The organism is Deltaproteobacteria bacterium, assembly GCA_016180845.1.
GTDB lineage: Bacteria > UBA10199 > UBA10199 > JACPAL01 > JACPAL01 > JACPAK01.
The window spans coordinates 93,077-112,654 of sequence record JACPAK010000004.1; the positions used below are offsets into that span (position 1 = coordinate 93,077).

At 52.6% G+C, this 19,578-nt stretch carries 13 protein-coding genes; all 13 read left to right on the forward strand.

What is annotated here, in order from left to right:
* The gene (locus tag HYT76_07460; GenBank protein MBI2083393.1) at window positions 1–498 is read left to right on the forward strand and encodes a nicotinate-nicotinamide nucleotide adenylyltransferase; all 498 of its coding nucleotides are present in this window, start codon (window positions 1–3) and stop codon (window positions 496–498) included.
* A 142-nt stretch (window positions 499–640) separates the two neighbouring features.
* Window positions 641–844 (forward strand): hypothetical protein, encoded by a 204-nt coding sequence (locus HYT76_07465; GenBank protein ID MBI2083394.1) that lies wholly within the window; start codon window positions 641–643, stop codon window positions 842–844.
* On the forward strand, window positions 845–1,585 hold the full coding sequence (locus HYT76_07470) for a hypothetical protein (protein ID MBI2083395.1): 741 nt from the start codon (window positions 845–847) through the stop codon (window positions 1,583–1,585).
* On the forward strand, window positions 1,586–2,485 hold the full coding sequence (locus HYT76_07475) for a hypothetical protein (GenBank protein MBI2083396.1): 900 nt from the start codon (window positions 1,586–1,588) through the stop codon (window positions 2,483–2,485).
* 10 nt (window positions 2,486–2,495) lie between these two features.
* Complete coding sequence (locus HYT76_07480) at window positions 2,496–4,025, forward strand: hypothetical protein (protein ID MBI2083397.1); 1,530 nt, start codon at window positions 2,496–2,498, stop codon at window positions 4,023–4,025.
* A 24-nt stretch (window positions 4,026–4,049) separates the two neighbouring features.
* Complete coding sequence (locus HYT76_07485) at window positions 4,050–4,937, forward strand: hypothetical protein (GenBank protein MBI2083398.1); 888 nt, start codon at window positions 4,050–4,052, stop codon at window positions 4,935–4,937.
* Between the two features lie 8 nt (window positions 4,938–4,945).
* Window positions 4,946–6,637, forward strand: a complete 1,692-nt coding sequence (locus tag HYT76_07490) for a hypothetical protein (GenBank protein MBI2083399.1) — start codon at window positions 4,946–4,948, stop codon at window positions 6,635–6,637.
* 5 nt (window positions 6,638–6,642) lie between these two features.
* The gene (locus tag HYT76_07495; protein MBI2083400.1) at window positions 6,643–10,539 is read left to right on the forward strand and encodes a hypothetical protein; all 3,897 of its coding nucleotides are present in this window, start codon (window positions 6,643–6,645) and stop codon (window positions 10,537–10,539) included.
* The gene (locus HYT76_07500; GenBank protein ID MBI2083401.1) at window positions 10,539–14,720 is read left to right on the forward strand and encodes a hypothetical protein; all 4,182 of its coding nucleotides are present in this window, start codon (window positions 10,539–10,541) and stop codon (window positions 14,718–14,720) included. The genes HYT76_07495 and HYT76_07500 overlap by 1 nt, the downstream gene beginning before the upstream one ends.
* A 156-nt stretch (window positions 14,721–14,876) precedes the next feature.
* Window positions 14,877–15,914 carry a hypothetical protein gene (locus HYT76_07505; protein MBI2083402.1) on the forward strand — a complete coding sequence of 346 codons (1,038 nt, stop codon included), beginning with the start codon at window positions 14,877–14,879 and terminating at the stop codon, window positions 15,912–15,914.
* Window positions 15,915–15,959: 45 nt separating this feature from the next.
* A complete protein-coding gene (locus HYT76_07510) occupies window positions 15,960–17,333 on the forward strand; it encodes a TolC family protein (GenBank protein ID MBI2083403.1) in 1,374 nt (457 codons plus the stop codon).
* Window positions 17,330–18,160: an ABC transporter substrate-binding protein gene (locus tag HYT76_07515; protein MBI2083404.1), complete on the forward strand. Its 831-nt coding sequence runs from the start codon at window positions 17,330–17,332 to the stop codon at window positions 18,158–18,160. Before HYT76_07510 ends, HYT76_07515 begins: the two co-directional genes overlap by 4 nt.
* A complete protein-coding gene (locus HYT76_07520; protein ID MBI2083405.1) occupies window positions 18,136–19,539 on the forward strand; it encodes an alkaline phosphatase family protein in 1,404 nt (467 codons plus the stop codon). Before HYT76_07515 ends, HYT76_07520 begins: the two co-directional genes overlap by 25 nt.
* Window positions 19,540–19,578 lie beyond the last annotated feature (39 nt).

A 19,578-nucleotide genomic window follows, 5' to 3' on the forward strand; every position in this document is an offset into this window, starting at 1 on the left:
ATGCGATCGCGCAAGAAACAGATTGCCCTCTTCGGAGGCTCTTTCAATCCCCCTCACGAGGGACATCGGGAAATCGTCAGGCGTATTGCCCAGAGAAAAACAATCGATGAGGTCTGGATCTTGCCGGTGTACAAGCACCCGTTTGGAAAGAAACTTCTCTCCTTCAAAAAGAGAGTCTCTCTCTGTCGTCAATATTTTAACTCCCCCACTTTGAAAAAGGGGGGGCGGGGGGGGGGATTTTTCAGAAAAATCCGAATCAAATCCTACGAACACCGCCCCCACGCGACCGGTTTCACCATCGACCTTGTCCAGTACCTTAAAAAGAAGTTCCCTACTTACCGCTTCTCGTGGGTCATGGGGGCGGATACTTACCGAGAGAGAAAGAAGTGGAAGGATTTTGGTGGGCTCAAGAAATTAGTCCGGTTCATCATTTTTCCAAGAGGACCGCGATCACCGATTCCCCATATCTCGAGCACTGAAATCAGAAAAACGCTCTGAGTGAGGACTCATTCCCCCACCCCTCACTGCGTCAAAAAAATCGAATAATCTCGTTGATTTGAACAGATAGCGACGCGTCACATTATTTTCGCAACTCTCATCCACCCTTTTCGATTTGGACGGTAGAAAAGGGGGACAAACTTTGACATGTCGCGACATACAGGTGGGGCAACAATCGAAGGAATTAGCCGAGAATATTAATGTCATGAAGGCTGGTGAAAAAGGTCTCAGATGCAAGGCGACCGCTGAGGCCCGACTGAGGCGTACTTGGACCGTACGCCGCAAGGAGTGGCCGAAGAGGGCAACGAAGCAGATGAGCCTTTATCAGCAGCCGAGGAGGGTTTAAGTGGCTGAGACCGGGGGCATCAATCCCCTTAAAAAGGCATTTGAGGCGGCTCTTGTTGGCGATGGGATCGTCAAGGAGGGAGAACGCGCGGCGATTGAGGCGGCGGTCGATTCTCTGGCAACATCTCCTGATGCGATCGAAGAGGCGCTCCATACAATCTACTGGGGAAGTGGTGTCATCACACCTGCCGTCCTCGATCCCCTAAAAGCGAAGCTTCAAGCAGCCGGGATTTCCACCGCCACTTTGGACAGGATTCGAGCGAGTTATGATCAGCAAACTCACTGGGCGAAGAAGATCCTACTCCCCCTTGCAAAAGATGGACTCACCACCGACGAACTAAAGCATGTTTTTAATACCGGTGACGGAGAGCTTGGCCTTCGGCTCTTCATGAATCATTGGGGGGTCGGCGCCATCAATCTCTTTTTGGATGAGGTGATCACACTCGCCTCTTCAGGAACCAAGATCTGGATTGAAGAGGGGGGACTCGTCTTGATCGAAAATCAGCTCGTCTCTCTCGGTGTCCGAAAGGAACTGATCGATCGAGCCCTGAAAATTAAGCCTCCAGAAAAGAAACAGTCAAAGGAAAGCACTGAGGAGCGAAGGAGAAGAATAGAGAAAGAGAAAGAAACGGCAGAGGCCGAGAGACAAAGGAAGGCCAATGAGGAGGCTGAGCGATTAAGAAAAGCAGCACCACCAAAAGGAGACGGGGCTGCAGCGCCTCGCCTTCCACAAGGATTTTAAATGAGCACTGAAATCTTCTGCCATTATGAAAACTTCAACCCACTGAATCAGGAGGAGTACTATCTCTCGAAGACGGTTGTCGGTCTTGCAAACAAGATCCTCTGCGAACAGGTCGATCGATTCTTGCAACCAGGGGAGAGCATCCCGATCGCTCCATTAAACAATAAAAAACTCCAAAATACCTGGGCAAGTTTTATTGAATCAAAGAGAAATCCGTCGACCTACCAAAAATTTGGGGCCGAGGAAGATGCGGAAAAAACTCTGAAGCGCCTCCAAAAATACAATGCCAACGGTGACGACCAGGTGACCTACGAAGAGATTGTTGATGGACTTAAGCTCGAGATTCAGGAGGCATCTGTCCCTCTCTCTTCTGTGGAAGGGATGCTCGATAAACTTGTTGCGGAACGGGCTGAATCATTCCGCGCCCTCTCCACCCTCTATCTGTTTGCAAAGAATCCGAAGAAGAAGATCGAGGCAAAGAGGGAATACACCCCCAAGTTTGCGCGACCGGCGGCCGGCGCGATCTGGCTCTCCGGTGCGATCATGACCTATGCCGTTCCGATTCGATATGCGTTGTGGCCAATCTGCAGTCTCATCTCATGGAGGACCAGTCTCGCAAGCGAAACCTCATGGCTTGTGACACGATGGCTCCGTCAGACCCCGTTTGTCTGGCCGCTCATGAGATGGCCATCACTGATAAGGGTCGGAGGACTCGTCCCTTTAAGTATCGGCGCGATTCTCCTGACAACAGGGGTTCTCTATGCAGGGGCGATGGGGCTGAATTATCTGTTCTCTCGAGGAAACGAAGAGAACTCTTTCTTGAAGAAGATTGGAAAGAACAAGGCGGAGCCTTTTTTCACCGGTCTCGTGGAGAAGGCAACGTCACTGATCCCGGATTAATGGAGCGAAGATGAGTCGTATTGAAACAAAAGACGGACGCACAAAGACAACCGAGGCGCTCGAGTTGGCGACGACGGACGGAATCCTCGAAGACGCCGACCTGGACCCTGATAAAAACCCTGACTTCTTCACAGAGACGACCACGCAAGACGGTTGGGTCGATGGATTTAAACTCGCTGTCACCAATTTTCTGGAGGATATCCGACAGGGGAAACGAAAAATCTGTGTCACAGAAAAGGGGCTCGCACTTTTATCAGGGCTAGAAGGAGTTTCTCTCAAAGAGGGGGCAAAACCTGCCGATTATTGTCGACCCCCTTCCGCGAGCACTTCGCCAGCACCGGTACCGGCTCCCCCACCAGCGCCGTCCCCTTCTGAACCACCGTCCCTTGGCCCTGTCGCTCCAGCACCTGAAGCTCGGGAACCGCTCCCGATTCCAGCCCCCCCACCTCTCCCTGATTCGTTTGGTGTCCCTGAGGCTAGGACAGAACCGCCACCCCCTCCCGTGGCACCAGCACCACCTGCTCCACCACCCCCTGAAGCACTGGCGGCACCGATCACTGATCCAGCCGCTTTATTAGAGGCAAACAAAAAGAAGGCAGCCCCCTTTGTCGAGAGGGCAACACGAGCCGCAAACGCTGCAGGGACTGCTAAGGTCGAGACCGAGAAGACCGGGATTGCTGCCGAGATCGATAAGGCAAAAAAGGGGGCGGAAAAGGCAGCTCAGGCGAAAAAGGAGGCGGATCAGGCTGCAGCGGCAGGAGATGTTGAGAGGACGAAGGCAGCAGCAGCCAAGGCCGAAGAGGGACAGAGGGAGGCTGAGGCGGCGCTTCAAGCGGCGCGCGCCGCTAAGACAGCGGCAGACACTGCGGCGACATCAACCCACGACCTCTCCGGGGCAGTCCCCTATAACGAACTCTCTGACACCGTTCGTTCTCGAAAGGTCAAGATCACGCTCTCCACTTATAAAAAAGGAGATTACCTGAAAAAAATTGAGGCCCAATTCTATATCCCGGAGACTGATCCGGCGAAGGTCTTTGAATTTTTGAAAAATAGCCTGAGAGGGAAGACAAGATTCAACAATTCATGGGAAAGAGACTCCCATGTGACTGACTGGCGGGATGATGGGATTAGCGGGACCTGCATCCATAATGTGCTGATCAATTCCAGTGGGGTCAAGTTCGCAAGCAGTGCCCGCTACACGATGCGAGACAACGAGGATGGGACCTATGGGCTCACATGGACGACTGTTACTCCGATCCGTATCAAGATGGCTCAATATCCGGAACATACCCCGCTTACACAAAACATCGGTGCCTGGACAATCAAGGCAGTAGTCGAAATGAAAAATGGAAAACCGGTTATCGTAGGGACCCTCGTCGAACTCTGGGCCTGGACACACCCGGCAGAAAAACTCGAGGCGGCCAAGAAGGTACTGGGTGATGCGGTCGTAAAGGAGGCCCCTGGGATGGCAGCTAACATCTCTAAAGGTACAGGCGGGGAATGGACAAGTTATGAATACGAAAACCCCTCGGTAGAATGATCGGAAAGAAGGAATTGGTTTATTATGGCTGACACTGACACACTGGAAGCAAGACGACGCAAATATGAAAGCGGAATAACGCCGCCTCCCGCGGAGGACACGCTCGATCGGCGCGCGGCGAAGGCGACAGGGAGGCTTGCGCCCGAAGAGAAAAAAGAAGAAGCACCACCCCCCGCTTCTGCGAACGAAAGCGGCTTCAGGAGTGTCCGTATCCGTGTCGGTCATCATGTCGGATTCTCCTCGATCGCAACCCCTCATCCTGCTGAAGAGCAAGGGACATCAGAAAGAAGCGCTGGCGAAGCGCTCGACGATCTGCCGGTCGATTTTCATGTCAGCTATTTCTGGAGACAGGATGTCACACCACTCAAACCACGATTCGGTGTTTTTGTAAGCTATCGCAATTTCCAGGTGACACAAGAGGTCGGCGATCAGAAACAAACCTCAACCGTCCATCTCGGGGGGATAGGAGGCACTGTTGCCTTCGGTCCTTTTTTAAGTCCACTCAATGGGGAGGCGTGGAAGGCACTGCTCCAATGGGGAGAGTCAACCCGCATCGGGATTGGTGGAGTTCAGGTCTCTGGAGGGATCGCGGTCGGTCGGATAGGTGTCGAGACGACCAGACCGAATCCTGATGAACCCGCGGCCAAGGGGAGTGAGTGGGTCATTAGCTCAACCCTCCCGATTCCCGCCTACTTAGAGGCAGAGGTGATCCTCCTCAGTGCCTTGTTTGGAAAGGAAGATCAGCCATGGGGACAGGTCACGTTGGGAGTCGATAATTTCTTTGTCTTAAAAAAGGCAGAATTTTGGGAAGAAGGAAGTGATGCGATCGAAGAAGGAGAAGAAAAGGTGAGAGGGAATTTCAGGGCGATTGGGTATCTGACCCCCACCTTAGGTTTGACACTTTTTTGGTAAGGAGAAAAATGGCAGACGTCGATACAAAAATTAAGGCCCCGAAGGCAACCTTCTCAGAACCGTCCCCTGCTGAGGCCGCTACACCACAGCCGTTCACGGGGACAGAGCTTCAGGCAGGGTATGCGGGAGCGACCTTTTCTGACGGGGTCCTCCGCGATGTCGCCTCGGTCTTTCCTGAATCGATCGGGGTCTCCGCCGGCGCGCTGTTTCGAAGTGGTGACCAGCTCTGGGGTATCGAAGGAGAGGTACGTCGAAGAATTGTCAAGGGCTCACCGGACGCTCGTTATCTCGACACCCAGGTCCGCCTCTTCGCCGCCGATGTCCGCTCCTGGTATCCGATGGAGGGGAAGGATCTCGCGGTCGTCTATATCCCGCGCGCCGGTATCGAGGGGACCATGACAAGTGAGATGGGGAGTGGCGATAGTCGTGGCGGAGGGGTCGCACTTTTCACGAGTGATGAGATCGGCATCGGTCTTCGCAAGGGGTTCATGATGAGTTTCCGTGTCACGCAGACAGGTGAACTCGTCTCTTCGGATCCTTCGTCACCTGACTGGAACCTGACAGAGGGGGTTTACCTCGTCTGGACACCAGGGCTTCAAGGATCACGCGATGATATTGATGATATCGCGAAGGAGCTCAAATTCCTGCAGGGAGACGATGGAAAAGGGGGAAAGATCCCGGAGCGTGACAAGGCGAGAGAGCGACTGGCCCAATACGAGCTGTTGCTCGCGAATCTTCAGGAAACGGAGAGACTGGCTGAAGGGACGCCTCCCCGACACCGCTACGATCTGGATCAACTGATTCACCATTATCGAGAACTCTCCGATGTCGAACAGATGGCGAAGAAGAAGATTGAAGAGGAGATTGGGTCGCGTCTCAGAGACCATGCGACCCCCGCTGACGAAAAGAAAAAACTTCGCGCGCTCAGAGATCAATTAGTAAAATTAACACTGGATCAGTTGCTCGAAAAAGGGGGCGAACAGGCGCTTCTGGTCTCTTCCTTTCTGGAGAAAATGGACCGTGAAAAATTCGGAAACGACGTAGAGCATCTCCACCTGGCAAACGTGCGTGAATTTAAAAAGCATTATGGAGACTTGGACGAACAAATCGCCACGCTAAAGACAAAGAAGGAACAGCTCGAAAAGTCAGCCGAGGAAGGACGGGCCCTCTTCAACGCCGCGAATATCACCGCCCGCTCGATGGTCGGTATGAGGATGAATGAGGTCGCAGAGTCAACGGCAACCATCGATGGTACCGAAGGGATGGGGAACCTCTTCCTGCTTGTGGTGAATCCGATGCAGGATATCCCTATGAAGTTGAGTGTTGAAGAGCTTGCCACGAGCGAATCCAAATGGGTTGGAGGGACTGCTGTTGTCCTCATCGCACTTGTCGGAGGACTCCAGGTCTGGCGCGGCTCCGCCACGGACGATATCGGACAGATGACCAATGGAATGGTCATGATCAGTTCCGCCGGACAGGCGTTGCCACGACTGATCAAAGGAAAAGACAACTATTTGGGGAACGCCACACGACTCGCACTCGGGGCGCTGACTTCCTTAGGCTTTGGACTCGTGGGCCTCAAGATGACCCGGGACGGTAATCCGGATAACGATGCGTTAGGTTATCGACTCATGAGCATGGGGGCGAGTGAGGCGATCAGCGGCGCGGTCATCGCTGGAGGGATTACTTTTAGTTTTTAAAAAAAATGAAACGAACACGAAAAATTTTATTCGTCTTTTTTATTCTCCCTGCCGCTCTTCTTGCCGCTTGCGCCGGTGGAGGGAAGGACGAACCGTACCTCTTCCCCTCGATCGTCCCTTCAGAGGGCACCCCCGCGCCAAGTGGTGAACCTCAACCCGACGAAGGGGTCCCCTGTGAGGACAATTCAAACTGTCCTGAAGGACAGGTCTGTCGAGAGGGAACTTGCACCGCTGAAACTGAGGTTGTCTGTACAGAGGACTCCGAATGTGAGGAGGGAAAGATCTGCAAGATTGGAGAGGATGAAAAGGGAACCTGTATCGAGGGATGCCGAACCAACGAACAATGCGAGGATGGTGAGCAGTGCACCGAAAACAACACCTGCCAACCGGTTATCGGAGGGAACCTCTGCGAGACGCAATTTGAGGCGACATTGACCCTTTATATTGACGCCTCTCTCGGAACCTCCGATGCCCCGAGTGCCTGTAACAATTATCCCTCGCCTCCGCATACCGATCTCTTTTGTTGCCACTCAACGAGCGATACCGCCACCCCCCTCAACGGAGAAGAGCGATTTTGTGCCCGTGCCGAAACGCTTGCCCTGACGCGATTTCTGGGGAGCCAACCGATGAAGATGAAGTTTGATTTTTCGAACGGATGCAAGGTCTACGTCGCCGCAGTCGATTTCCCTGGTTTTCGGTTGGACAATACGGCACTCGAAGCGGCGCTCATCATCGATGCCGGCGCTACTTACGACCGCCTCAAGGATCACATCGCTGTCAGTGATTGCCATGAGACAGAAAATGGCGGGATTGCGATCGACAGCCTTCCGCTTCAATTCATGATCCGGCTCTATGACAACTTTAACCGCTGTCAGATTCTGGGGGAGGATGATTGTGTCGGCCCTGCCTATAGCCGATGGTTTTCCGATTTTAGTCCGACGACCAATCCGCCACCCAATCAGTCGTTTCAGATTATTCCCGGGCTTTCAAAGGAGTTTCTGCATCTCACAACCGATGAGATTGAGATTACGCCGGTACCCGGAACAGTAGACGTCGGACCGGTCCGTATCTCCGGTAGCCCCACCACTTTTGATGCCAGCGCTGGCGAAACGAGAATGACACTTGTCACGGGGCTCATCGTCCCTGAGGGGACTTCCTCAGACCCTGACCAAGGTACCGGCCAGCTCGGAGCCGCACTCGGCAATGCGGTTATGGCGGCCGAGATTACGGGCATCCTAAGAAATCCGGCAAAAGAAGACGGAACCATCGAGAGTCTTTCGGATCTCAGAGAAAATTGTGGGGGGGGTGGCGGTGGTGGTGGAACCCCGGTCTTAAATCTGACCGCCTCTGTCGCAACACCACTCGGTCAAGGTGAACTCCTCTCGGAAGATCTTCCAGTCGTGAGGGATGCTAATGGTAAGATCACGATCGATCTCTGCCTCCCAGGAACTCATCAGCAAGGAAATTGTATCGCTGTTCCGACGAGCGATCTCCCTTTTGCGAAGGAGGATGGCGATCCCCTCTTTCCCGGGATAGAGGAGCGGTTTATTCAACAAGCAACAGTCACCTTGACGATCGGCGCCGGCTCCAATCAAAACCTTGATTTGAACGTCCCCGATCAGGTCGGCCCGCTCAAGATTGTCAACGCCCATGACCTGAACACCGCTATCTTCGCACCGATCGTAAATAGCGCGATCGCCCTGCAGTTGGAATTCCATCCCGAGCTGGCGGGTCAAGGCTGTTCGAGTTCAGGCGGCCAGGTTACCTGTTCCTCAGAGGTCCGCATCAGTGAGAACCCTGAAGTCACCCTCTCTCTTCATGGCTTTGGTCGCCCCCCGGCCCCATCGATCGAGATCTCGGAATTAAACCTTTCTGAACCCGGCAGTGGTGGAACGCCTCTCGCTGTTCATAGTTCAACGCCACCTACCATCACCTTTTCAGAACAGATCGTCGGGATTCAAACGGAAAACAAACTCCTCCGGGTCTCAAACAACGGTGTCCGCACTCTCGAAGTCACAAGCATTGAGGCTCAGGATCTGAATCTGAACTTCCGGGTCGGCGCTATTTATCAGGGGGAAAGCTTTGAGGAACGGGAGTGGAGGGGGAATAGAGATCAATGGTCGGTCCCGCCCGACGGCCGCAGAGACCTCTTTTTCTTCCTGAACTATGGTCCCTTCGCGAAACCGGTCATCACCTCAGCGGACAGGAGACGGACCGATCATACCCTCTTGAAGGTAGAGGGGGATGGAATCAACCCGGCAACAGCGGTCTTGAGTGGGATCGCCAAACAGGATCGTCGTGGGACACTCTCTCTGTATCTTCAAGATGAATCCCGCTTTATCGCTTCGGGAGTCAGTTGTGATCCGACCTGTCCTGAAGGAATTGATCAGCTCGTGATCAGCGAAACAGAAACCGATCACCTCTTCCGAGCCAGCAATTTTCTCGCCAGTTTCCGTCAGGATGGTGCTGAAAAGGCGCTCTACCTCAAAAACGACGGGATCTCAGGTACAGAAGATATCGTGATGGCATCACGTCCGCAATTTTCCGGAACGGATATCGGAAAATTCTGTATCAAATGGACAGATCTTGGAGAGACCGCATGCCACACCGACGGAAGTGGCGACGAAGGGACGGAGACGCCTCCCCTGACGTTCAGTTTGGCAGCCGGTGAAAAACGGAAGATTGCGACGATCCAGTTCGATGTGCCAGAGGGATCTTCTAATTATCGCGTCTTCGAGGCCCAATTCGACGTTAATGCCTACTCCGGTCGCCCCGGGAACCGACCCAAGATCGGTGGAGTCCCATCCGACAGCGGCAACAGTACCCAAATCACCTTTAATATGAAGGGGAGCAATGGGGCGCCGGACGGAACACGAAATCTGATTGTCCATCGACTCATGGCTGGAATGGATAAGCGATTGAGCGATAGCCTCCAGAGGACACGCATCTTAACAACAGCCACTCGAGGGATTCTCGATCGAGCAGGGATCACCGATATCACTCGCTACCTCGATCGCTTTACGCTGCCAGGTGGGATCCGGCTCGATCCGGTCAGTGGTACCGCCATCTTAAAACCGATTTTTACGACCCCCGACCCTGATCGCAACAACCCCGTAGCCGCGACAAACCCCAGCTTCAATGGAGTCCGGATCTACAACACGATTGGATCAGACCCCTCACGAACCGAGTATCGATTCCAGTGCGAAAATGCCTCTGGACACTCTTGTTCCTATTTCTATCTGTACCTCTCGGATTGGGAGGCGGCCGATCAAAGCCCCTCTTGTGGTGGAGGCAAGGTCACGGTCACAAGCTCCAACTTCTCGAACATCTTGAACCCCGCGATCGCCTCCGAGGCTGATTGTATCCAGAGCTATTACAATGAGACCGATTCTCCGGCACTTGCCACCGGGACTTATGATCCTGTCACCGGCGAGATCTCATTCTCAAACCTTGCGGTAAGACTCTTCTCTCCTGTGGTACCAGCCTTGGGAAATGACCCGATCGACGCGGTCCTTCAGCTCGCCCTCACGACTGAATGTATCTCTTCGGCCTTCATCCCGGATCAGGCAGCGCAATCCAAGAGACTTGTTCCCGAAGCGACACTCAACGATCCAGGAACCGGTTGTGGTCCCTGTTTTGACACATTACTCATGGGGCTCGAGGGGAGAAATCCGATCTCACCTTATGTGGAAGGACCTCGCTGCGCCGATCCCGACGAACTCCATGGCCGACGACTTCTCGAACCCGATACGAGTGGCACATTCGATCGAGGAGCAATTGAGGGGGAACTGCCAGCTGGATCGTTAACAATGGATTTGGCCGGAGTGGCGCGGATTGCGAGTCCGAACCCTCAGGCACAAGGAACGATGATGTACATTATTATTAAAGCGGAGATCGATTAATGATTAGAATCTTTCTGAGCATTCTCTTTATATTCCTTTCTCAGGTCAGTTTTGCAGACTGGCGGGGCAACACCATTGCCCTCACCTGCCCGAATCCACCGGCAGGTCTTGAGGAGGGAACAGCACTTTGCGACTGTGAGTTTGATACCGATGCTGCTTGTGACCCTGAGGAAAATTATATCGGAGGAAAGATCTGTATTGTTCAGCCGGTAGCCGATCAAAACATCAATGATTCTACCGTTTGTATTCTTGGAAAGATCCGCTCTTATGAAGATCTTCAAAATCTGATCGATCTGGTCGCTGCTATCTCTTCCCCGGATGAGTCGAATCCGATTCCGGATGAATTAGCCGAACCGGATCCGATCGAAATAGAAAACAACGGCGGCTCCTTCCGAATTCTTCTCCCGCTTCAGCGAGAGGGGGAATTTCAGGCGATCGTCCATGCCGATTTTTTCACCGGCGGAAGCAATCCGATCCAGAAGATTGCCGAGGTACGAGACGTCACCCGCATCAGTGTCCCCGACTTGAATGTCACTGCCGCGCGTGAGAACGGTACTGTCGGTCAGGCGAACTATATCACGTCGCCCCTCACCGATACCGATGGGGATGGAATCCCCGACAGTGAAGATCCTGATTGGGACAACGATGGAATTTACAATGACGCCGATCCTGATGACGACAACGACGGGATCTGTGACCGGATGGAAAATGTCGTTGATTCCGAAGGGAATCGTATCTGCGTCGCCGGAGACCGGCCGGACGAGGTCGCCAGACGTCGCGTGCAAGTGACACTGCCACCGGAGCTTCAGGAGATCGACGATACATTTAGCGCCAACAACATCGATCTCTGCCTCAGAACAGAAGAGGGCTCGAGCCCCGGTAGTGAGCTGACCTTCACTGTTTACAATGAGATTGTCGATTCAACCGCTGGTTATGAAAAAACCCTTCAAAACAATTCTGAAGTCACCGCGACCCAAGACGGTCTCTTCTGCCCTGAGGGTCACGTGATTACCGTCCCACTCGGTCATGGAGAAAACCGCATCGCAGTTGAGGTCAGTAACGCCGCTACTGTCGGCTCCGTGGGACATCGAATCGCCCTCGCCCCGATCCAGAATGATATCCGCGGTCCCGAGCTCTGCGTCTCCTATTTCCGTGACGATGACCTCGAGGAACCACTGGAAGAGGTCGATGGGCAGGTATTGGCGGTTCGTCAACGAACCTCAATCCGATACAGTCGTATCTTCGGCGTCAATATTCCCGTTGGCGTTGACCTTGTCGATGAGATCCCTTCTTTCGTGATGGTCGCCGTCTCGGTGTGTGGTGAAGAACCAGACCAACTTCCGGAACGACCACGCCGAAGAAATCGATGGGGAATGGAAATCCTCTGCAACGAAGAACATTCGATCTGTTTCTGGCCCAACAACCAGACGATAGAAGACGGAACCCCCCTCCGAACACCAATGGCGGAGCGAACGCGCGGTGGCACGACCTACCATGCCTCTCCATTTTATGACTTAAGATTCCCGGTCAATACCTTCACGATCAGCGCGCGTGACGTTCATGGAAACAAAACGGTTCAGTCGCATTCCTTCGGATTTGGAAAGGTACGATCGATGGCGGATGCATCAGGTGCCTTCCAACCACGATCGGCGCAGGTCCCGAAGGCACTTTCGATGTATCTGCCGGCAAGTTACGTTACGGGGGAACTCAAGCAAACCCTTCTCAAGATCCTCAACTCCGACAAGTTTAAGCAAGAGACCTTTCCCTCTCTCTTCGAGCCTCACCGACCTGCCACGAGCGTCGAATCCTCCTGTCCTGAGGCGTTCCCCGAAGGGAAATTGAGGGTCATCAATCTCTTTGAACATACCATTGGAGATATTGAAATCCCGCGACTTCAGCTCCTCTCGGGCAACCGTCTTCGCGTAACCCTTCAAATCAACGATCTCGAAGGAAAGGCAGACCTTTTCGAGATCGAACTGACCGATACCGACGATGATGGGATCCCGGATGTCGATGATACGGACGATGATTGCGCCGAAGGCAACCCGGAATGTCAGGGTCTCTCACCGGATACCGACAATCCCACCGGAGACAACGACGGCGATGGTCATCCGAATCAATCCGACTTTCCCGGAGAATTGGCACGGATCCCGGTGTATGAAACCTGGATGCTCCCCGCCCTCCTGACTGTCGAAAGGCTGACCGTACGCATCCAGATGGAGTTTTATCGGGAAAATGACAAACTTCGGGTACGGATTCTTAATCCCCCAGGAGAAATGCTGATCTCTGTCAATGGAATGGGAGAACCCGGTCGTCTCGTGCAACTTGAATGTAACCGAGAGGCCCATACCTACTTTGATGGAGAACCGGCAACGATTGATTCTGCCTGTGCGGAACTCGCCAGCTTGAACGAAAGGGTTAGTGGAAGTGGACGCGATGAAAACTGTCTGAATCAAAATCTCGATGACCAGCTTGAGTCCACGTTGGAAGAGATGCTCAGACGACAGATCCCGTTTGCCCTCAACCAGGCGATCGATGAATCGGCAGAGACGAGGCTCAGTCAGGTAGCACTCGACATGTTCGATAAAAAACTGGCGCTGGATCTTTACGCCGATCTTTCAAAATCCGATATCCGTGTCAGTCCGATCGGTCTTTTTCTAAAACTGGATGCCCTCCTCGCCCCAGCGGGACTGACAGAAGCGGATGCGACCGATGAGGAGATTGAGGAGCTAAACGCCTTCGAATTCTTCCGAAATAACTTGGGTCCTCAATTTGAGAATAACAACTTGACCGCCTTGAACTTCGGTCCGATCCGTGAGGTGGAATCTCCGGAACCGGTCGATCCGGCGGAGGAGGCGTCTCATGTCGGATCTGAGTTAAACCTGGCCTTGGGTGAGGAATTCGTAAACTCCCTCCTCCATTCAGCGAATACCCTGCTTCACCAATTAAGCCTTGAGAAGCCGGATTTCATGGATATGAGTGTGACGCAACTTCGAGAGATGGGGATGGCGGCACCGGATATCGGTGGCTCTGTCTGTCTCGATAAGGAGGGGCATGATGTCCTGGACGATGGTCGGGGGCCCGGTGAAACAGACGATCCGACAAACAATTGGAAATGCTTCCCGTTCAATCTCGACCTCGGAACAATGCTTGGTGATGGAATGATCGCAGGACTCCCTGGCGAGACACCGCTTGTTGTTCGGACCAAACTGAATCCGAACGCCCCCCTGATGGCGAGAATCGTCAATTTCAGTACGATGGCGACTCCACCGGATGAAAGTGGCTCAACCCGCCCTCCGATGATCACGGCAGAGCTTGAGATCGGCATGAGAGATGGTGAGATGCAGGTCTTCGAAGGACAGTTTATCGACACCGGAAGAAGACGGGAAGGGTATAAGAGGACGGAACGAAAGATTGAGGTTAAAGACTGGTGTGAGCGGCAACCACTTGCGCATCCTCGCTGCGCCGATCCGAACCATGAAGATCTCCCGATGGTCAGCTACAAGACGAATGGGCGGATTTCGATCTCCCTTACATTTTTGATCGACGAGGGGTTGGTCACCATTACCGGCGGGATTACGGGACACTCCGTCTCGACATCGACGGAACTGACAGAAGAAAGTACCAGTTACGCCGTCCCGACAGACTGGGAGGTCGATACCGATCGGACCTACCTGAATCTGAGTGTGAAAGAGAACTACACGTTGGCACGGGACACAAACGACTCTACAACCTCTTCCCAGGGAATCGTTACCACGTTCCAAAACCAGATCATCGCGCTATTAACCAGATATCTTGCTGAGACCGATCATTCAATCTGGGTCGATGTCCCGTTGAAGGCCCCCTTGAGCCAGTTCTGTGCCCTTCATCCGGAGGTTCGAGAGATCTGTGACTGTGTTGGGGATCACAAGGGCCAGACCTGCCAGGCGACCTCCGCAGTCGATGACCTGCTCGAAGAGACGGAACCCTACGGTATCTTCGGAATCGAGATTAATGACCTCCTGATCGGCATGACCGGCAGTGCCTATGTCGGCGACACACGAGAGGAATCTGTGGAATCAATCAATGCCGCCCCGCGTTATCTATTGATGGGGGCGGGGGTCTGTATGAGGGATTGTCTACGGGGGGCAGATGGGGAATGCGTCGAACCGATGGAATATGGGGAGTGTATTGGTGATTAAGGTTAACTTAATTTTAAATGGAACGGGTCCTGTCTGGGGGTTCCGCCCACCCGTGCTCACCCGTTGCGCGCGGGCGGGCGCCCGACCCCCAGTCACCCGTTCCAAAGAAAAAGTGCAACATCTCATTAAGTCTACCGATAATAATAAAGAGAGCTTATGAGATTAAATGGTCCAAGACTGATTCAATATATCCCCTGGCTGGTAACAGCCCTGATGGCAGCCGCCTGCGGCGAGGACGATTCCACCCCCGAAGAGCCCCATTTCCGGCAGACCGAACCAGATCCGGATAATGCGATCGCCGATCGAAACTGTCGCCTCACCTTGACCACCTATGCCGATGATGTCTCGTTTAGTGCACCATTCCGAAATTTTCCAAACACACCGGCACAGCCGGTCAACATCTGTGTGAAGCAGGCGATCGACCGAAACCAACTCGCCTTCCGAGCCAAAGCGGCAGGTCAGACTTATGATCTCTCCGGGATTGAGAAATGGGCCAGTTTCCCACGACTCCTTGAAGAGAAAAACTGGAGCGCCATCTGCCGTGAAAGCAGCGCCAATTTTACCGATTGCCAGAAGGTCCTGCGCTACACAAACCCGCGTGCCGAGGGGCGTGATCTCTACCAAATCGAGCATGAGATCGCAAACTCCAATCCGACTGCCACTGGAAACTTGGGGAGAATGTTCGTCGACATGCTCGGCCTCCTGACAAGGAGTGAGGCGCTCACGATTGGTACCCATTCCCATGCGATCGGTCTTGCAGAATTCTTAGACACAAAACCGACCGAAGCCCCTCGTGCCAACATCAGCTTTGACCTTGAGTCAACAGTCGCCGGATTCGACGGTTACCTGCCGTCGAGTGGAAAATATCTCCTCGCCGGTTATCGCCGCACAGGGACTCCGGAAACACCGGATCCCAATGATTGCCTCCCAACGGTAGGGAAAGAGGTCGAAACAGCCGACGGGACGGTTATTACTTTTCCCTTTTACGAAGACGAGATCCCGGTCCTCTTTACGGAAGGGGTCCAATTTCTCTATCAAAACGTAAGTGGGGCTGGCACCTATTGGGCCACCGCCTGTGAAGGGGACTGCCCAACCATCATGGGAACAGCCGTTGGTAGACTTTACAAAAAGATGGAAGTTGCCTGTGATGGACAGGATGCGTCACCTGTACCCGAAGAAGAAGAAGAAGAATAAATTCTTGCTTTAGTCATCTCCCATTAGCTAAATCTTCCTACTCTCATGTCTTTAATGAAATCTGTATTGATAGGCCTCGTCGTACTTCGGGCATTCCCGCTATCGGCTGCTGAAGAGATCAACTCAGCAACGGAAAAGGCACAGAAGTTTTGGGGACCACGATCGGAAGAGATCCTGATCCTCGACCTTAAAGAATGCATCCATCGAGCAGCCCTCTTCAACGGAGAGATCCAGGCGGCCGATTACGACATCGAAACAGCCGAGGCACGGAAAGACAATGTCCGGAAGATCGGAATCCCTGTCGCCGAATATGAATACAACGTCGGCCCTGCCCCCCGTGATGTCTCGAACGCCGTCGAAAGCTTCTTCACAGGAGACCTGACGGTCTTTAACCGCGTGAAGGTCGGAGTCGGTGTCCCCCTGCAGACATTTGGGAAGGTCAAGACAGGAAAGGCGCTGGCCGATCTTGGCATCATGGCTGAAAAAGAAAAGAAAATGGGGAAGAAGGCGGAGATCGGGCTCAAGGTCGCTCAACTCTACAACGGCATCCTGCTCGCGCGTGAGGTCAGACGTCTGATCAAGACAGCGAAGGACGAACTCGCGAAAGAAATCAAAAAAAGGGAACAACATGAAGGGGGAGATCCCTCGGAACTTCTGAAACTGAAACTTTTCCATGCCGAAATTGAGCGACGCGTCGAAGAGGTCGATAAAAAAGAGATCATGGCAAAAGAAGCGCTCCGTGTCTTGATCGACGTCGATCCTCGTGTCCGTTTCGAAATCAAGACGGAACGTCTCGAACCACAGCTTCGCACCCTCCCCCCTTACGAAAAGATTCGTGAAGAGGCGCTCGTAAACCGAAGCGATCTGAAACAATTGGATATCCTCTACGAGGTCCGCCAAAAAAAGCTGACGCTGGAAAAGAGACTTCCGACGCCGAATCTCGGTATCGGTGCCTTTTTTGAGCTCGGTCGTACACCCGGCATCACAGGACTCTCAGCAACGGACGATTACACAGATCCCTTTAACTACACCCGAGCCGGGATCGGTCTTCGTCTCAAGGGGGAGTTTGATTTCCGAAGCACCGCCTCGAAGATTCGTGAGGCAAAGAGTGAATTGATGAAGACGCAAATTCAAAGGGAGATGGCACACGAGGGTTCATTGCTTGAAGTCAAAGAGGCCTATCTTGATGCCCAAAATGCCCAGCAGGAGATTGTACGGGCGGAAGAAGCGGGAAAACTCTCTCGCCAACTTCTCTTCCTGACTCAAAGCAACTATGACATTGGTCTTGCAGAACCGAAGGATTTTGTTGATGCGGTCCAGTCTTTTCTGGAGACGCGGGGAAAATATTTTGAGGCGCTCTTTAATTATAATGTAGCCCTTGCTAAGTTAGACCAAAAAACTGGGAGGAAACCTGAATGAAGTTTGATCTTTTATTAAAATCCCCCTGTGTCCCCCTTTTACAAAGGGGGAAAAGAGGAGTCCCCCCCTTTGACAAAGGGGGGCTAGGGGGGATTTTCATTGCTATTTTCTTTATTATTTTCTCACTATCTCTTCCCACAGGAAATGCTGCTAAAACCCAAGCATCGATCGGCTCCCCGACGCGTGCCATCCAAGATCTCGATGACATGCTCGACTCTTACATCCTCCATCCTAAAAATGATGAGGAGAAAAAAAGAAATGCGGATCTAAAAAAGAATGTCCTGCATGGAACCTTCGACATCCGCGAACTCTGTCGGCTCGCATTGGATAAGAACTGGAAAGATTTAAGCTCCAGAGAAAGAGATCGGTTTGTGGATCTGATGACACAACTACTTGAAAATAAAGCGATTTTCTCTGCGGAGCGGGGCGGAGGAAGAGAGGGGGAATCGAAAGCGAAAAAGACCTCTTACTTCATCACCTATGAAGGGGAAAGATTTTTAAATCCAGACAAGAGCGGGGCCTTCGTCCATACCTTTGTCCGAATCCCTTCAGAGAATCTGAAAATCTCACTCGACTATAAACTGACCAAGGTCCAAGAAGGGTGGAAGATTTATGATGTCATTGTCGATGACGCCAGTCTTGTCGATAATTACAAATATCAATTCGATAAGATTATCAAACAGCATGGCTACCCCGATCTGATTCATCGAATGGAAGCGAAGCTTACCGAAATTCAACAAAAGAAAGGGGGCATTGTGGAGATCCCCCCCCCTCTCCCACCTCAACCAGAAAAGAAATCAGGATGCAGACTCGTTCCGTCATCATGATCCTTGCGGATGGTGCCCGCTTCGACATCATCCAGGACCTCTTGCTGAAAAACCAACTCCCTCAGATCGCGGAGCACCTTCCTCACCTTCGAGAGGGGGTGACGGCATTTCCCTCAACAACCGGCCCCGCCTATCTGCCTTATCTGACAGGGTGCTATCCGGGCACCTGCAATATCCCCGGTATCCGATGGTTCGATAAAAACCGTTACGCCAAACCATTCTCAAGAAAAAAATTCAGGAGTTATGTGGGGGCGGAGACATTCTTTATGGGACATGACATCCGGGAAGGAATTGAAACAATATTTGGTCTGACTCCAAACTCACACAACATCTTCAACGGAATCACACGAGGCATTAAACGACGACATAATCGCACCTGGTTTTCTCGTATCTGGTATTGGTATTATGCCCACCTGACAGACCACTGGGCCCTTGCGGATAAAGCGGCTGCTAAAAAAATAGTTCAAGATCTCGATCACAATCCCGAGTTTCTTTTTGTGGTCTTCCCCGGAATCGACGAACATTCGCACCTTGCCAGCCCCTTCCACCCTGAAACCATAAAATCGTATCTCCACCTCGACGAAGCGATTGGCAACATTGTCAAAAAACTGAAAAAACAGGAGAGGTGGGAAGAGACCGCCATTTTCATCGTGAGCGATCATGGGCTCTCGGAAACAAAAACACACTTGGGACTTAATTCCTTTTTGGAAGGCTTGGGGGTCGACACCTTTTTTTATCCCAAGGTGGTCTTTCGATACGGTTTTGATGCCGCCAGCATGGTCTCCGGAAATGGAATGGCCCATCTTTATTTCAAAAATCAAAATGGGTGGGCCGGGAGAATGCCGTGGGAAGAATTGATCCGGAGACAAGATCGACTCGTTGAAAAATTGTTGGAAAGACCCGAGATTGATCTCATCGCGGGACAAAGGGGTGATGGGACGATTGTTGTCAAAAGCCGGCGTGGTGAAGCGACAATACGAACCACCGATGGCGGGATCTTGCGGTACCAAGTTCATCAATCAGATCCGTTCGGTTACCCAAACCTCCCTTCTTCAATGACTGATCGTGGTTCATTGGAACTCACATTTAACAGTGATTATCCTGATGCCCCGGCCCAGCTCCTTCAAATTTTTCGCTCGGCACGGTGTGGCGACTTGGTCCTCTCGGCGACAAAAGGGTTTGACCTCCGAAAACGTCATGAAGTCCCTGAGCATAAATCCTCGCACGGATCACTCCACTGGGAACATATGAAAGTGCCGATTGTCACAAACCTCCCACTGCCTCAACGCCCGATCCGATCGGTCGATATTTTTCCGACAATGCTCAAACTCTTGGGACGACCAATCCCTGAGAAGATCGATGGAGCTCCTCTTATCTAATTCCCCTTGACGCCCCCCTTCCCCACTCGTTATCCATCG

Coding starts and splice junctions, on each gene's coding strand:
- HYT76_07485 (MBI2083398.1), top strand. CDS start 4,050: ATGGCTGACACTGACACACTGGAAGCAAGACGACGCAAATATGAAAGC.
- HYT76_07475 (MBI2083396.1), top strand. CDS start 1,586: ATGAGCACTGAAATCTTCTGCCATTATGAAAACTTCAACCCACTGAAT.
- HYT76_07495 (MBI2083400.1), top strand. CDS start 6,643: ATGAAACGAACACGAAAAATTTTATTCGTCTTTTTTATTCTCCCTGCC.
- HYT76_07490 (MBI2083399.1), top strand. CDS start 4,946: ATGGCAGACGTCGATACAAAAATTAAGGCCCCGAAGGCAACCTTCTCA.
- HYT76_07520 (MBI2083405.1), top strand. CDS start 18,136: ATGCAGACTCGTTCCGTCATCATGATCCTTGCGGATGGTGCCCGCTTC.
- HYT76_07515 (MBI2083404.1), top strand. CDS start 17,330: ATGAAGTTTGATCTTTTATTAAAATCCCCCTGTGTCCCCCTTTTACAA.
- HYT76_07500 (MBI2083401.1), top strand. CDS start 10,539: ATGATTAGAATCTTTCTGAGCATTCTCTTTATATTCCTTTCTCAGGTC.
- HYT76_07510 (MBI2083403.1), top strand. CDS start 15,960: ATGTCTTTAATGAAATCTGTATTGATAGGCCTCGTCGTACTTCGGGCA.
- HYT76_07505 (MBI2083402.1), top strand. CDS start 14,877: ATGAGATTAAATGGTCCAAGACTGATTCAATATATCCCCTGGCTGGTA.
- HYT76_07460 (MBI2083393.1), top strand. CDS start 1: ATGCGATCGCGCAAGAAACAGATTGCCCTCTTCGGAGGCTCTTTCAAT.
- HYT76_07480 (MBI2083397.1), top strand. CDS start 2,496: ATGAGTCGTATTGAAACAAAAGACGGACGCACAAAGACAACCGAGGCG.